The sequence below is a fragment of the Brevibacterium sanguinis genome (genome assembly GCF_039528855.1).
Taxonomy (GTDB): domain Bacteria; phylum Actinomycetota; class Actinomycetes; order Actinomycetales; family Brevibacteriaceae; genus Brevibacterium; species Brevibacterium sanguinis.
Window position 1 is genome coordinate 260,205 of sequence record NZ_BAAAMB010000001.1, and the last position, 14,885, is coordinate 275,089.

At 66.9% G+C, this 14,885-nt stretch carries 11 protein-coding genes; 6 read left to right on the forward strand and 5 right to left on the reverse strand.

All coding sequences use genetic code 11. The annotated features are described in order from the left end of the window. Positions 1-60: 60 nt before the first annotated feature. Positions 61-1,392 (forward strand): NAD(P)/FAD-dependent oxidoreductase, encoded by a 1,332-nt coding sequence (locus tag ABD154_RS01220; RefSeq protein WP_344249521.1) that lies wholly within the window; start codon positions 61-63, stop codon positions 1,390-1,392. 84 nt (positions 1,393-1,476) lie between these two features. Here ABD154_RS01220 and ABD154_RS01225 read toward each other — a convergent pair whose 3' ends face one another. The 5 genes from ABD154_RS01225 to ABD154_RS01245 all read right to left on the reverse strand — a co-directional run bounded on the left by ABD154_RS01225 (position 1,477) and on the right by ABD154_RS01245 (position 6,706). Continuing rightward, positions 1,477-2,676, reverse strand: coding sequence for an MFS transporter (locus ABD154_RS01225; protein WP_344249523.1), 1,200 nt, complete (start codon positions 2,674-2,676; stop codon positions 1,477-1,479). Positions 2,677-2,746: 70 nt separating this feature from the next. Beyond that, on the reverse strand, positions 2,747-3,577 hold the full coding sequence (locus ABD154_RS01230) for a glycerophosphodiester phosphodiesterase (protein WP_344249525.1): 831 nt from the start codon (positions 3,575-3,577) through the stop codon (positions 2,747-2,749). 66 nt (positions 3,578-3,643) lie between these two features. After that, on the reverse strand, positions 3,644-4,315 hold the full coding sequence (locus ABD154_RS01235) for an HdeD family acid-resistance protein (protein ID WP_344249527.1): 672 nt from the start codon (positions 4,313-4,315) through the stop codon (positions 3,644-3,646). Positions 4,316-4,411: 96 nt separating this feature from the next. Further along, positions 4,412-5,590 carry a magnesium and cobalt transport protein CorA gene (locus tag ABD154_RS01240; RefSeq protein ID WP_344249529.1) on the reverse strand — a complete coding sequence of 393 codons (1,179 nt, stop codon included), beginning with the start codon at positions 5,588-5,590 and terminating at the stop codon, positions 4,412-4,414. A gap of 111 nt (positions 5,591-5,701) precedes the next feature. Then, positions 5,702-6,706 (reverse strand): glycosyltransferase family 2 protein, encoded by a 1,005-nt coding sequence (locus tag ABD154_RS01245; protein ID WP_344249531.1) that lies wholly within the window; start codon positions 6,704-6,706, stop codon positions 5,702-5,704. 105 nt (positions 6,707-6,811) lie between these two features. Between ABD154_RS01245 and ABD154_RS01250 the strand changes: the two genes are divergently transcribed. The 5 genes from ABD154_RS01250 (at position 6,812) to ABD154_RS01270 (ending at position 14,801) form a co-directional block, all read left to right on the forward strand. Beyond that, positions 6,812-8,068: a CDP-glycerol glycerophosphotransferase family protein gene (locus ABD154_RS01250; RefSeq protein WP_344249533.1), complete on the forward strand. Its 1,257-nt coding sequence runs from the start codon at positions 6,812-6,814 to the stop codon at positions 8,066-8,068. A gap of 186 nt (positions 8,069-8,254) precedes the next feature. Further along, on the forward strand, positions 8,255-10,888 hold the full coding sequence (locus tag ABD154_RS01255) for a CDP-glycerol glycerophosphotransferase family protein (RefSeq protein ID WP_344249535.1): 2,634 nt from the start codon (positions 8,255-8,257) through the stop codon (positions 10,886-10,888). A gap of 132 nt (positions 10,889-11,020) precedes the next feature. Continuing rightward, the gene (tagD, locus tag ABD154_RS01260) at positions 11,021-11,410 is read left to right on the forward strand and encodes a glycerol-3-phosphate cytidylyltransferase (RefSeq protein WP_137824328.1); all 390 of its coding nucleotides are present in this window, start codon (positions 11,021-11,023) and stop codon (positions 11,408-11,410) included. A gap of 45 nt (positions 11,411-11,455) precedes the next feature. Then, positions 11,456-12,928, forward strand: a complete 1,473-nt coding sequence (locus ABD154_RS01265) for a glycosyltransferase family 2 protein (RefSeq protein WP_344249537.1) — start codon at positions 11,456-11,458, stop codon at positions 12,926-12,928. Positions 12,929-12,992: 64 nt separating this feature from the next. Next, positions 12,993-14,801, forward strand: coding sequence for a glycosyltransferase (locus tag ABD154_RS01270; protein ID WP_344249539.1), 1,809 nt, complete (start codon positions 12,993-12,995; stop codon positions 14,799-14,801). The last annotated feature ends 84 nt before the right edge of the window (positions 14,802-14,885 follow it).

Here is a 14,885-nt window from a genome sequence, read left to right on the forward strand (position 1 = left end):
TGCCGGTCACCAGATGACGGCAGGCGTCTCGGTCGGCTGCAGACAAGGAGTGCCCCGGGTATGTCAAAGAAGATTCTCATCGTCGGTGCCGGATTCTCCGGCCTCATCGCAGCGCGCGAACTGCAGACCGCAGGTGTGGAGGTGGAGATCTTCGAAGCCCGCGACCGGATCGGCGGCCGCGCCTGGACCGACGAGCGGCTCGGTCGGCCGCTCGAACTCGGGGCCACATGGGTGCACTGGATGCAGCCGTTCGTGTGGTCGGAGATCGCTCGCTACGGTCAGGAGATCCACCCCAGCCCCGACTACGACCGCGCGTTCTGGATCACTGACGGCAGCCTCGTCGAGGGCCCGAAGGAGCGGATGAACGAGGTCCTCGACCGGCCGCAGAAGAAGATCTTCGAGGGCTCCCGTGAGCTATTCCCCTACCCGCACGACCCGCTCTACGTCCTCAGCGACCGCTACGACGGCCCCGCCGAGGTGGTCGAGCAGTTCCGGGCCGCCGATGAGGGAGGCGTCCTCGACGTCCTCCGCGACGGGGAGTTCTCACAGGAGGAGATCGACCTCTGCGACGCCTACTGGTCTGCGGCGTATCAGGGTCCGCTCGAGACCGCCTCGCCGCTCATGGCCAAGCACTGGGCCGCGCTGTCGGACCACCGGCTCGACCTCCTCGACGAGCAGACGCTCGAGTTCAAGCTGAAGAACGGCATGCGCGGACTCTACGAGGCGCTCGCCGCCGACCTCACGTGCCCCATCCACCTCTCGACGCCGGTGACGAAGGTCGAGCATGAGAACGGCGCTCGGCTCACGCTTGCCGACGGCTCGACCGTCGAGGGCGACGCCGTCATCGTCACCACTCCGATCGGGGCGATCAACACGATCGAGTTCTCACCCGCCCTGCCGGCCCCGCTGCAGGAGATCGCCGACGAGAAGACGAACAGCGTCGGATCGAAGATCTGGATCAAGATCGACGGCCACCACTCATTCATCGCCACGGCCCCGAAGGGCGGGCCGCTGGCGATGATCAAGAGCGAGTACTTCCTCGACGACGGCACGACGATCATGGTCGGCTTCGGCAACGACCACACCGCCATCGACCTCACGGACACGGACCAGGTGCAGGAGATCATGCGGCAGTGGCGCGACGACATCGTCGTGCTCGGCGCCGACGGCCACGACTGGGTGGCCGACCAGTGGAGCGGGCAGACGTGGGCGACGCTGAAGTCCGGCCAGTTCATCGACGGCTGGTCGCGCTTCGCCGACACCGACACGGCGATGTACTTCGCCGGTGCCGACTACGCGAGGGGCTGGAACGGCGTCGTTGTCGACGGGGCCATCGAAACCGGCATCACGACGGCCAGGCGCGTCCTCGCCGAGGTGGTCCGCGACCGGTGACGGACCCCGAGTCCCAGCCCGGTTGAGCCGGGAGGACGGACCGCCTCGGCGCCGGTTGCCCTCACGGGGGCCCCTGCATGAGTCTCAGACTCGGCGGGGGCTTTCGTACGTGCGGCGGGCGATGACGACGACCGCGGTGAGGGCGAGGGCGATGCCCGCGGTGAGAGTGAAGAGCAGAGTCCACTCCCCGTGCTCGCCGAGGTAGCCGCCGGCCCAGGCTCCGAAGGCGCTGCCGGCGAAGAGGAAGCCGGCGAAGAGGGAGACGACGGTGCCGCGGGCCTGGGGGAGGACCGTCGTCGACCATGTCTGCAGGGACGAGTGGAGGAATGACCACGTCGTGCCGAGGAGGAGGGCGGCGATGATGACCGTGACGATGGAGAGGTGGAGGGCGAGGACGGCGAAGCCGACGGTCGCCGCGGTGCCGCCGATGGCCATGAGCAGCGGCATCGCCAGGCGCGGGGCGAGGAGTCTGATGAGGCGGCTGGTGAGGATGACGCCGACACCGTAGGCGGCGGTCGCGAGCCCGGCGATCGCCGCGCCGATCCCGAGGGACTGGAGGGCGGGGGCGAGGAGCGTGAGGACGCCGAGGACGACGGCGCCCTCGACGAAGACGAGGGCGATGACGACGAGCACCCACCGGTTGCCCAAGGCCATTCCGATCGTCGTCAGCATGCCCGCCCGCGGGGCCTGGGGCGCCTCGGGAGCGCGGGCGAGGCCGAGGACGGAGAGGATCGCGAGCACCGAGGTGATCGCGAAGACGACCCGCCAGTCGAGGAGGTCGGCGATGATCCCGGCCAGGGCCGTGGCGACCGCCGTGCCGACGGCGATCGCGGCCATGAGATCGGCCAGCGCCGGCTGCCGGTGCCGCTCATCGACGGTGTCGCCGACGTACGTCAGCGAGGTCGGGACGATCGCGCCGTAGAACGCGCCGCCCAAGGTGCGGGCGATGATGAGGACGGTGAGGGTGGGCGCGAGTGCTGCGACGATGCCGACGAGTGCTGCGGCGATGAGGCTGGCGCGCATGAGGCGGATCCGCCCGATGCGGTCCGAGAGCATCCCCCACAGCGGCTGGCTCACCCCGTAGGCGAGGTAGTACGCGCTGGCCACCGCGAGTGCTTGGGCGAGGGTGACGCCGAGGTCGGCGGCGACGAGGACGAGGAGGGGACTGATCGCGAACCGGTCGAAGCTGCTGACGAACGCTACGAGGGAGACCGCCAGCGGCGGCCGGGTGGGGGAGGGGCGGTTCTCCGGGGGATTCTCGGCAGGGTCGGTCTCGGGGCTCACGAATCCACACTGTACTCCCGCTCAGGTCGCCGGGAGCGTGGGGCTCACCTCGCGGAACGGGCGGTCGCGCTCACTCGTCCCACGGGTCGTCGGTGAACCAGCCGGCGACGCCGTCGGGCAGTGCGGCGACATCCTCGGCGCTCTTCAGCCCGTACGGGGCCACCTGCAGTCCCGCACCGGCGAGGGCGGCGACGTCGTCGGCAGGCAGCGACTTGTTCGGGCCCACCCAGGTGATCCCCGCCTTGGCGATCTGCTCCGGAGACTGATCCGGCAGAGCGCCGTCGAAGAGGTAGAGGGAGGTGAAGCCGCGGTCGGCGACCGTCACGGCCGTGTCGAAGTCGAAGGACTGGACGATGAGGGAGGCGGTGAGTCCGCGATCGGTGAATTCGTCGAGGACGGAGTCGACCTCCGCCGAGGTGGCCCCGGGCTTGATCTCGGGCACGAGGACGACCTCGCCGCCGAGTTCGTCGAGCAGCTCGGTGAGCGTGACCGTTTCCGCGGGCGCCCCGCCCGTCGGGTTCGCGATCGTCGCAGCGTCCCACTGCTCGAGGGTGAGATCCCGGATCGGGCCGGTGGCGCCGTTGAGCGTGCGGTCCGCGGTGTCGTCGTGGATGAGCACGGGGGTGCCGTCGGAGAGGAACTGGATGTCCATCTCGGGGAGGAATCCGTCCCGCGCCGAGGCGGTGAAGCCCTCCATCGACTCCTCCGGGTAGACGAGGGCCCCACCGCGGTGCGAGATCGTCACTGGGGAGGACAGGTCCGCGACGGAGGCGGTGTCACTGGTCGCGGCGTCTCCTGTCGGACCAGGGTCAGCCGCTGTCTCCGGTGCGGAGGTCGCGCACCCCGCGGCAGCGACGAGGGTGAACATCGTCGCTGCCGCGGTGAGGGTGAAGCGTCGCATTGGTGATTTGTTGGTGCTGATCATCTTCTCTCTGTCTCAGCAGGCGACTGTGGGTTTCCGGTGCCTTCAGCCCTGCATCGCGCGCTTGGCCTGGGAGCGGGCCATGAACGCCATGACGATGAGGAAGATGCCGAAGAGGATCGCGTAGACGCCGATCACCCAGAGCAGGGCGGTCACGGCGGCCGCCGGTGAGGTGAAGACGACGATCATGAGGATGATCGCGAAGATGATGTCGATGACGCCGAGGAGCTTCGACCAGCCGCGGTACGACTTCGAGGCGAGGCTGAAGATGCCGCGCAGCAGCATGCCGAAGGCCATGAACCACAGCACCAGGACGCCGGAGAGCATGGCGAACGCGAGCGGGGCGATGAAGATGAGGAGGCCGACGATGATGAAGATGATGCCGGCGGTCAGCTCCCACCCCCACGACAGCCCGGCCTTGCGGGCGGTGTTCGCGTTGACGATGGTGAGGATGCCGTCGACGAAGAGCCACGCACCGATCCAGATGCCGATGACCAGGGCCACGGCGTCCGGGGCGGCGAAGACGAGGATGCCGAAGACGATCGCGAGGATGCCGCGGAGCATGACGACCCAGAACACGCCCTTGCCGAGCTCGGTGAGCAGGGAGCGCGTCGAGTCGACCGGGTTGCGGTAGCCGTCGTTCGGCGGGGTGTCGGCGGCGGGGTTCGGGTCAGGGTTCGGGTCGGGGAAGTTCTGGGATTCGGGTGAGGTGGTCATCTCAACTCCTCATGAAGGGGACTTGCCAAGGGATGATGCCACTTCAGTCTAAGTCCGACCGGAGGGGACGGCTGAGATCCGTTGGCACCGATTCGGTCACATCCACTTCTTCACCCGGAAGACCGTGTAGAGGGTGACGCTGAGACCGACCATGAGGAGCAGCGCCATCGGGTACCCGAACCTCCAGTTGAGTTCGGGCATGTTCGCGAAGTTCATCCCGTAGATCGCGCCGATGAGGGAGGGGGCGAAGAGGATCGCGGCCCAGCCGGAGATCTTCTTCATGTCCTCGTTCTGGCGTTGGGCCACGAGGGTGGCGTTGACGTTGAGGATCTGGGAGAGGGATTCGCGCAGTTCCCCCGCCTCGGCGAGGACCCGGGTGAGGTGGTCGGTGACGTCGTTGAGGTAGGTGCGCAGCTCCTCGGGGATGTCGTACTTCGTCGCGCCGTTGCTCAGCGCCTGAGTGAGCCGACTGAGGTGGGTCGTGGCATGGAGGACGTCGATGACCTCCTGGCTGAGGCGGTAGATGCGCTCGGCTGCGGCGGGGTCGCCGCTGAAGACCTGGCGTTCGATCCCGTCCTTGTCATCCTGCAGACCGTCGATGACGGGAAAGTAGCCGTCGACGACACCGTCGAGCAGGCGGTAGATGAGGGCCTCCGGGCCGAGCGAGAGCAGCGCCTTGTCGGACTTCCGGATGAGATCGGCATCGGAGAAGTGCTCCTCGAGGTCGTGGACGTCCGAGGGAATCGGCATGCCGTCGATGAAGCGGCCGTCCTGGCAGACGATGACGAGGTCGTCGCCCTTCATGAGGAGATGGAACTCGCTGAAGTCGACCTCCTCCTCGGCGTCGACGTAGAGCGCGGAGATGAGGACGACGAAGAGGACGTCGTCGTAACGTTCGACCTTCGGCCGCTGATCGGCGTGGAAGAGGTCGTCGACGAGCACCGGGTGGAGATCCCATGTCGTCGCGATCTCCGCGAGCAGCTCCGGCGTCGAATGCGGGACGATGACCTGCGTGATCGTCCCCGGCTGGGTCGGACCCTGCGGTGCGCAGGCCGCGAGCGCCTCGGCGAAGGAGGTCGTCACGGAGACCGGCTGCGGCTGACTGTCGACGATCTGTCGGCTCAGCAGCACCGGCGCCGAGGCGCTCGCCTCCGGTCCGCGGTTCCCGCCCTTGCCGGTGGCGGACGGTTTCGCGTTCCCCGGCCGGCCCGCGCCCGTGGTCCCGCGGAGTCGACGGTTGATCGGGGGAGTGGGAAGTCGGCGTGAGGGGGCCATCGGATCTCCTTGGGTTGGGCTCTCACCCCAAGGTACTCGACGGGGGTGGGACGGTGGGAAGCTTCCGGAGTCAGCGCCGCCAGCCGCGCTGATGGGGCACTCCGACGGGCCCTACCTGAGAAGCTGCGCGACGAATTCGACCATCTCGCGATCGGCGAGCTCGAGTGCCCGGTGCATGGATCGCGATTTGAGGTTGAACTCGTTCGCGGCGTCGGCCGCGCCTTCTGCGTCCATGATGTGTCTGGCGACGGCGATCGAACGGTCACGATCGGCGGGCGTTCGCTTGCGGCGCATCTCAGTCGGGAGATCGAAGGACAGCAATCGGTGCCAATACCGATTGTGAAGGTATTCGGCGAAGGGCTGGCGCCGGTCCGCCGCACGCGCGAGTACTCCAAACGACTCGAACATGTAGGCGTAGAACTCGTCGACGGGAAGGACGTGCCCGGTCAGATGGCCCTTCGCAGCCGAGTCGGTGGTGTGTCGAACCCAGTAGTAGCAGTCGACATCCGCCTGCACGGCCACGCGGTCGGTGCGGGCGTAGGCGGACAGCACGAACGGGTGGTCCTCGGCCATCCTCAGGTCGGGATTGAACCGGTAGCCGAGATCGCGTGCGAACGCCGTCCGGAACATCTTGAGCACGTTGAGCGAATCGATGAGTGGGGTCTGGCGGGCGTCGGTGCGGCTGAGCGACTCTTTGAACATCACTTTGGGGACTCCCCTGCCGACCCCGACGTACCTGCCGACGACGACATCGGCGCTGTCCGAGTGCCCCAAAGTCGTCATCGCGTCGAGGGCTTGCGGTCCGAGGTGATCGTCGACATCGACGAAGTAGATCCACCGGCCTTTGGCCTGGTCGAGGGCGACATTGCGTCCCTTGGCCGGTGTGCCCGAGTTCTCCTGGGTGAGCACAGTGCCGCGCAGCTTCAGCTGCGCAAGCAGTCGCCTGCCCTCTTCCGCTGTGCCGTCTGTTGACCCGTCATCGACGATGATCGTCTCGATGCGCTTGGTGTCGATCGTCTGTGCGGCGATGCTGCGCAGACACGTTTCCAGATGCGCCTCGGCGTTGTGGGCTGGGATCCCGATCGTGACGTCCGGCGTTCTGGTGAATAGTGCCATCGGGACCACTCCGGATTCTCACGTTGGCGGCTGTCAGCCGAAAGCAGGGGGCGATTGTTCGCCAACTATACTCGGACACCCATCTTCGCCAGGCACAATGGATCCATGGTCTCCCTTTCTTCGAAGACTCTGCGCCGTGGGTGGACATTCCTCTCCACTGCGGCGCGAGTCGGCACCGACGTGATGGGCAGCCGGGTCGAAGAGGCCCGACTGCCCGACGCCTTCCGACCTGACCCCGCCGACCGGTTCGTTGCGGCAACGTACTTCGGGTCTGATCCCCATTCGGATTACCAGCTCGAACAGTGGCTGTGGCCGTTCGAGCAGCTCCGCGACAGGCTTGTCGAGGCGGGTGAGGGGCCGTCACCCTTCGGCATCATCGTCCGCGACCCGCGAGTGGCGCGCCGGATCGCGAAGCGCACCGACCTGCCGGTGCGATTCTCGCGACTGACCAAGGGGCTCGACGAGTTCTTCGCCTCACCGAGCCTGCGCATCGTCTTCTACGTCAACCAGGCGACGATGAACTTCCAGGCGCTGAGATTTCCCGTCCCCGCCCATGTGCATCTCAGTCACGGAGAGAGCGAGAAGATCTCGATGATCTCCAACCAGCTCAAGGCCTACGACTTCGTCTTCACGGCAGGACAGGCAGCCAGGGACCGCATCGGGTCCATCCTCCACGGACTCGACGAGCAAGCTCTCATCGATGTCGGCCGCCCGCAGCTCGACCGCGCACCGACGATTCCCGCTGTATGGCGCACATTCACCGCGACGGCTCCCGCCGGTCCCGTCGCGTTCTATGCCCCGACCTGGGAAGGCGACTCGTCGAGCATGGCCTACGGCTCGATGCCGGACACCGGAGCGACGGTGGTCGAACAGCTCCTCAGCGCCGGATATCGCGTGATCTTTCGAGCGCATCCCCGCACCGGTCTCATGCGCGATGACTTCGCCCGCGCGCTCGAGGCGGTGCAGGCCGTCGTCGACGCACATCCCCGTGGCTTCGTCGACACCACGCCGGACGTCACGTGGCAGCTGCAGGTTGCTGATGTCGCATTCGCGGAGATGTCATCCGTGGCTTTCGACTGGCTGTCGACGCAGAAGCCGCTGATCATGATCCCTCCCACAGACTCCCGCGCCGAGGTGCTTCCCGGAGGTCTGCTCGACCGTGCCGTGTCGTGGAGGGAACGGCGGCCGGACGTCGATTCGGTGACCGCACTCATCGCCGCTGCCGAAAGCCGTGAAGCGGCCGAACTCAGCCGCCACTACCTCGGCGACACCTCTCCCGGAGCGCAGATCGGCCGCTTCGTCGCGGCCGGACAGCGTGTCATCGACGCCCGGCGGCGAGAACTCGACCTCAGCACGAGCTGACGAGGCCACATGCGACTGGCCGGTCGATGACCACCGTGTGACTCCGTGGGTGACCCGCCTCTGACCTCAGTGACCTCCGTCGACTAAGATCTTGGCGAGATCAGCCACGGTGCCGTTCGACGGTTCGGCATCAGACCTGTGCGCAATGATGCGGCAGAAGTGGAACGATGAGGAGAGTCTGAGCGCATGAACGTCCGCACCACGGGAAAGCGACTGCTCCTTGACTCTCTGCCGCCGGCGATGGCTGCCTATCTGCGCAAGGAACGGGTCACCTGGTCGCGCCAGTTGAAGCGGAACCGCAGATCGCTCTCGTCTGCGCTGACCTCGCGTGCCTTCGCGAAGGCTCTGCTCAGCCCCGTCGAGGAGAACACCGTGGTGTGGGAGTCGTTCGCCGGCAACGGGGCACTCTGCAATCCCGAGGCGCTGTTCCGCACCATGATCGATGCGCCCGAATACGTGGGCTATCGCCACATCTGGGTGCTCTCGACCGCTGCGTGGAACTCACCGATTCGAGCGGAGTTCGCCAAGCACCCGCGCGTCAGTTTCGTCCGCCACCGCTCGCGGAAATACTTCGATGCTCTCGAAACCAGCGAGTTCCTCGTCAACAACGCGACGTTTCCGGCCGAGTTCATCAAACGTCCCGAGCAGACCTATCTCAATGTGTGGCACGGCACGCCATTGAAGAAGATGGGCTATGACATCGAGAACGGGGCCGACGGGGCACGCAATGTCCTGCGCAACTTCATGTCTGCGGATTATCTGCTCTCGCAGAGTTCGTTCATGACCGAGACGATGTACCTCAACGCCTACAAGCTGCGCAACATCTTCCGCGGCGCGATCATCGAGGAGGGTTATCCGCGCACCGACAAGATGTTCGGATCTGAGGCAGGCGACCGCGCTCGGGCGGAACTGCGCGAACACGGGATCGAGACAGCAGGCAGGAAGGTGCTCTGCTATGCGCCGACGTGGCGCGGGGAATCGTTCTACAATCCCCAATCCGATGCGGCCCGACTCAAGAGCACTCTTGTCGCGCTGCGGTCGGCGCTCGCGGACAAAGGCTGGACTGTGCTGCTCAAAGCCCACCAGGTCATCGTCGACCAACTCATCGATGACGCAGAACTCGCTGACTTCCTCATTCCCAACGACATTCCCGCCAACGATGTCCTCGCCCTCACCGACCTCCTCGTGTCGGACTATTCGAGCATCTTCATCGACTTCCTGGCGACCGGTCGACCAGTGGCTTTCCATGTGCCCGACGCGCAGAAATACGCTACCCAGCGCGGCATCTACTTCGGTCTCGACGAGCTGCCCGGCCCCGTGTCCGAGACCGTCGAGAGTCTTGTCAGCGATGTGACGGAGCTGGTGACCGACACTGCGGCGTTTCCCAGTGCGGCAGCTCGCTACGAGCGTCTCGCTGCGGAGCTCACACCCCACGACGACGGCGCAGCCAGCGCCCGCGTCCTCGACATCGTCTTCGGCGGTCGGGAATCGGACCGTCGGGTGCTGCGCGGATTCGAGGACGGGCGAATCCGGCTCATGCTCTACCTCGGCGGACTCATCACCAACGGAATCACCTCATCGGTGCTCAATCTCCTCCACCAGCTGGACCCGGAGAAATACGACATCACGACGCTGCATTATCGGTCGAAGCAGGGCGACCGGCTTGACAACGCCGCCCTCATCCCAGGCCATGTCCGTCAGGTCATCCGCGACCAGGGGAGTCTGCAGCTGCCATTGCTCGGCAGCATGCAGGAGTTCGACGAGTCGACCAGCGATGACCTGGCGGCGGGCAATCGCGATGCTGGTCTGTGGAGCCGGGAATGGCGCAGACTGTTCGGCCACGCCGAGTTCGATGCCGCCGTCGACTTCAGCGGCTACTCCTCCTACTGGGCGCGGATCGTCGCGCACAGCACCGCAGCGCGCAGAGCCGTCTGGCTCCACAACGATCTCGAAGCCGATGCGATGCGCGAGGTCGACGGTGCGCGCCCGCATTTCAACAACCTCACTGGAGTCTTCAAGCTCTACCACCACTTCGACGCTCTCGTGTCGGTCTCTCCTGACCTCAGAGCGATCAACGCGACCAACCTCGGTGAGTACGCCGCCGCGGAGAAGTTCGTCAGCGCACGCAACGTCATCGACAGCGAGCGGGTGCGCGGCGGCGCTGGACGCTCGGCTGCGGCGGACCCGGAGGCCGAAGCGATCGATGTGCGCAGTCTGTCCGGAGCCGTGGCGCAGCTGGGCAGTCTCTACTCGTTGGGCGAGGTGATCTCCGAAGCCTCCCGACAGGAACTCCTCGGAGGACTGCTTGAGAAGGGCAGCGGCAAGACTTTCGTGACCGTCGGGCGGCTGTCGCCGGAGAAGAACCAAGCCCGTTTGCTCAGGGCGTTCGCCGAGGTGAGTGCCGAGGACCCGAATGTACGGCTCGTCATCATCGGCGACGGGCCCCTCGCCGGGGAACTGCGGCAGCTTGCGGTCTCGCTCGGCGTCTCCGGAGCCGTCGAGTTCACCGGTCGTCTGCGCAATCCCTATGCCGTGATGGCCGCCAGCGACTGCTTCGTGCTCTCGAGCGATTATGAGGGGCAGCCGATCGTCATCCTCGAAGCTCGGGTGCTCGGCCTCCCAGTCGTCACCACCCGATTCGGGTCGGCGGCAAGTGCGATGGAGGGCAGCGGCGGCCTCGTCGTCGACCGCGACGTCTCCGCTCTTGCTGATGGGATGCGGGCATTCCTCAACGGGGAGATCGTGCCGTCCGAATTCGACCCCGACGCCTACAACGCCGACGTCGTCGTCGAGTTCGAACGCGCTGTCTTCGGGCGCTGACTACTCACCGCGCGAAGGCGGCATGAATTCAGCGTCCGAGTGACACGCTGGTAAAATCGCCGTGAACTCCTCAAATCTTTCGGAGCTCGGCGCCCGGCGCGAGTTCCACCTCACAGTTGGGAAACACCGCGCATGCGTCGAGTCATCACCTATGGCACGTTCGACCTGCTGCACTACGGCCACATCCGGCTCCTGCAGCGGGCCAAGGAACAGGGCGACTACCTCGTCGTCGCGCTCTCGAGCGACGAATTCAACGCAGGCAAGGGCAAGAAGTCGTACTTCACCTACGAGGACCGCAAGCGCATGCTCGAAGCCATCCGCTACGTCGACCTCGTCATCCCCGAGGACAACTGGGAGCAGAAGGCCACCGACGTCGACAAGTACCACATCGACACCTTCGTCATGGGCGACGACTGGGAAGGCGAATTCGACTTCCTCAAGGACAAGGTCGACGTCGTCTACCTCTCGCGGACCCCGGAGATCTCCACGACCAGGATCAAATCCGAGCTCAGCAACTCCTGATCCCCAGTCCTCATCTCATCCCCAGCCATGAGGAGAACCCCCTAAGTGAATGAGAAGACGGCCGGAGCAGACCCGGTGCGCCTTTCGATCGTCATCCCCGTCTTCAACAACCCCTCCCACGTCCGGACCGCCGTCGACATCGCTGCAGCCCAGACCTGCGACGACGGACTGACGGAGGTCATCGTCGTCGACGACGGGTCGACCGACGACACACCGCAGGTCCTCGCCGAGGCGGCCGCCCGGCATCCGAATGTGCGGGTCATCCGCCAGGAGAACTCCGGCTGGGCAGGCGGTCCCCGCAACACCGGCCGGGACGCGGCCCGCGGAGACTATGTGTTCTTCCACGACGCCGACGACCGCCTCGACGGCGACTGCCTGGGAGCTGCCGTCGCCTACGCCGATGCGCAGGGCAGCGACGTCGTGCTCGTGACGATCGAGGGACGCGGAGGGCGGCACACCCACGCCGACGTCTTCGCCGAGACCCAGGACGAGGGCGACATCCGACGCCTCGTGCGGTCGAACTACTCCTTCAAGCTGTTCCGCCGGTCCTTCCTCGCCGACCACGAGCTGCGCTTCCCCGCGCACAAGATCAGGCTCGAGGACGCCCAATTCTGCTTCCGCGCCTACGCCGCGGCGTCGAAGGTCTCGATCCTCGCCGACCGCACCTACTACTTCGTCTACGACCACGGCGGGGGACACATCAGCCAGACCGGCACCGCTCCGGAGCTGCACGCGCAGGGCATCCGCGAAAGCCTCCTCCCGCTGACCTGGGGACCCTGGGAGCCCGAACTGCGCCGCGAGGCCATGGCCGACTGGTTCCGACGGGTCACCCTCAACCGCTTCAACGACAGCTTCGACGGTCGGCGCGTGGAGTTCCGCCTGCCGTGGATCGCCGAGTCGAAGAAGCTCGTCGACGAGTTCTGCCTGCCCTCCAGGCTCTTCGAGTTCTACAGCCCCCTCAACCGGGCGCGGGTGTGGAGCCTCTTCACGGGAATCCCCGCCCTCGTCGAAGCCGTGAGCCGGCGCGGCAATCGCAGCCGCCTCGTCGTCGCCGAGGTCGACCGGGCTGAGCTCACCGGAGTCCGCCTCGCACTCGACGGCCGCGCTGCCGCTCTCCTCGCCGCCCCCGACATCACGGCGCTGACGTTCGTCCTCCGCCGCGGCGATGACGACATCGCCGAGTTCGCAGCGGACCTTCTGCCCGTCGCCGCCGACACACCTGCCGACTCACCCGACGCCGCTGCCAATGCCGCGACGCGGTTCCGCATCGAGATCCCGCTCAAGGCGCTGCTCGCCCACGGCACGGTCAAGGTCTACGCCCGCGCCGCCACCGGCACCGCGGAGACGAAGGCGGTCCGCGTCGGACTCGCCGACACCGGAGTGCTCTCCGCCCGCCGCTGGGGGCTGCGCGTCGAGGTCACGCCCACCAGCCTCGGCGGGGCGAACCTCCACGTTTCGAGCGGGGCACGCGCCTTCGCGAAGCGGCTGACCGGGCTCGGCCGAAGATCGATGGGATAGCATTCCGCAGACACGTCCCAGCCGGCGCTTCGCACCACTGCCCCACCACCAAGGAACGCCCTCTATGCCACTCAACCGCCTGCTCCGGCGAATCCGCCGCGCCACCGCCTCGAACTCGGGCCCACCGACCCGCATCTTCGACCTCACCTGGTCGATCCCCCAGGAGTTCGGCGGTCTCACCAAGGTCATGCTGCGCCGGTCACGGAACTTCGTCACCCTCCTCGGGATCGACGTCGATGTCCTCACCCTCGACTACCGCCTCGACGTCGCCGAGGCCCGGCAGCGCCTGCGGGAGACGGGCGAACTCATCGACGGCATGCGTCTGCGCAACGCCTGGGACGAGGTCGCCGATTACGATCGGCGTGCCCTGCGCCGGTTCGGCGGTCGCCCCGCCGAGGCCGGGGTTCCCCCACAGCACGCACCGGGGCCGACGAACGCCGCCGACCGCTACATCGAGTACTTCGCCGCCGACGGCACGATCGACCGGGTCGATCATCTGCGCCCAGACGGCACGACTTTCCTCATCGACGACCGCACCGGGAGTGCGCGGCGACTCGTGCTCCTCGACCACGACGGTCGCTGCGTCTCCGAGTTCGCCCGCGCCAGAGACTTCTACTTCGCATGGCTCGACGCCGCGACCGGCGGGGAGTCGTCGATCCTCATCAACGAATCGAAGTTCATCGCGACGTTCCTCCACCGCTACAAGCGCGACCACCTGCGCATCGGCCAGGTCCTCCACAATTCACACCTCCACCCGGGAACCGCGTCGGTCAACGGTCCCTTCACCCGCTCCCGGATCGAGATCCTCAGGCACTGGTTCGACTACGACTTCCTCGTCTTCCTCACCGAGAAGCAGCGGGCGGACTTCGCCGCCGCCTTCGGCAGCGCGCCGACGCTCGTCGTCATCCCCAACTCGACCGCCGTCGACGAGATCGGACACCCGTCACCGGAGAGCGATCCCCGGCCGCCGGGACGCGGTGTCGTGCTCGCTCGACTGACGGGTCAGAAGCGCATCGACAAGGCCCTGGCCGCCGTCGCCCGGGTCGGACCCGAGATGTCCCTCGAGATCATCGGCGACGGGGAGAAGCGAGCCGAGCTCGAAGCGATCGTCGCCGACAGCGATGTCCTCAGCTCCCGCGTCGCCTTCTCCGGCCACGTCGACGGCGCCGCCGAGAGGCTGCGCGACCACTCCTTCATCCTCCTCACGAGTTCCTTCGAGGGCATGGGCGTCGTGCTCATCGAAGCCATGGCCAGAGGCTGCATCCCGCTCGCCTACGACATCAGATACGGTCCCTCCGACATCATCGACTCCGGGGTCAACGGGTACCTCGTCGCCGAGAGCACCGCCATGGCCGACGCGATCACCGGCCTCCTCGACGCCGACGCCGAAGCGATCGCCGCCCTGCGGCGCGCCGCCGTGGCGAAGGCCGCGACATTCAGCGACGACAGCGTCACCGCACGCTGGGCGGAGCTCTTCTCGCGGCTGCGGGCAACGGCGAAGAACCGGCCGAAGACGACCGTCCCCGCACTCACCGCGGCACCCGAGACGACCGCTGACGGCGGGGTGAGCATCACCATCGGAGGCACCGCCCCCGGTGAGGACTTCGCTGTCGTCCTGGGCACGCGCGACGGGAGCTATGCGTTCGCCTCGGCGGTCGATGCGCACGGCAGGGCCGTCTTCAGCGGAGAGGAACTGTCGATCGTGCCGGGAGGGGCGACGCTCGACGCGTGGTGGCAGTGGACGGGCACGGACGGGATCCACCACCCGAGGATCGCCTGCGGCACGGATGCCGCCGCGGACGCGCCGGGCGCGGACGGGCGGATCACCGCGTATCGCACGGTCAAGGACAACCTCAGCTTCACGGTGGGCTGAACGGTGACCGCCCACCGCTGCGGCGGGGTCGGTCAGGACGCCCTGCGGGAAACACGCGGTCGTGTCGGCGGTCACGGAAGTGGC

Coding starts and splice junctions, on each gene's coding strand:
- ABD154_RS01220 (WP_344249521.1), top strand. CDS start 61: ATGTCAAAGAAGATTCTCATCGTCGGTGCCGGATTCTCCGGCCTCATC.
- ABD154_RS01230 (WP_344249525.1), bottom strand. CDS start 3,577: ATGCGACGCTTCACCCTCACCGCGGCAGCGACGATGTTCACCCTCGTC.
- ABD154_RS01235 (WP_344249527.1), bottom strand. CDS start 4,315: ATGACCACCTCACCCGAATCCCAGAACTTCCCCGACCCGAACCCTGAC.
- ABD154_RS01240 (WP_344249529.1), bottom strand. CDS start 5,590: ATGGCCCCCTCACGCCGACTTCCCACTCCCCCGATCAACCGTCGACTC.
- ABD154_RS01245 (WP_344249531.1), bottom strand. CDS start 6,706: ATGGCACTATTCACCAGAACGCCGGACGTCACGATCGGGATCCCAGCC.
- ABD154_RS01250 (WP_344249533.1), top strand. CDS start 6,812: ATGGTCTCCCTTTCTTCGAAGACTCTGCGCCGTGGGTGGACATTCCTC.
- ABD154_RS01255 (WP_344249535.1), top strand. CDS start 8,255: ATGAACGTCCGCACCACGGGAAAGCGACTGCTCCTTGACTCTCTGCCG.
- tagD (WP_137824328.1), top strand. CDS start 11,021: ATGCGTCGAGTCATCACCTATGGCACGTTCGACCTGCTGCACTACGGC.
- ABD154_RS01270 (WP_344249539.1), top strand. CDS start 12,993: ATGCCACTCAACCGCCTGCTCCGGCGAATCCGCCGCGCCACCGCCTCG.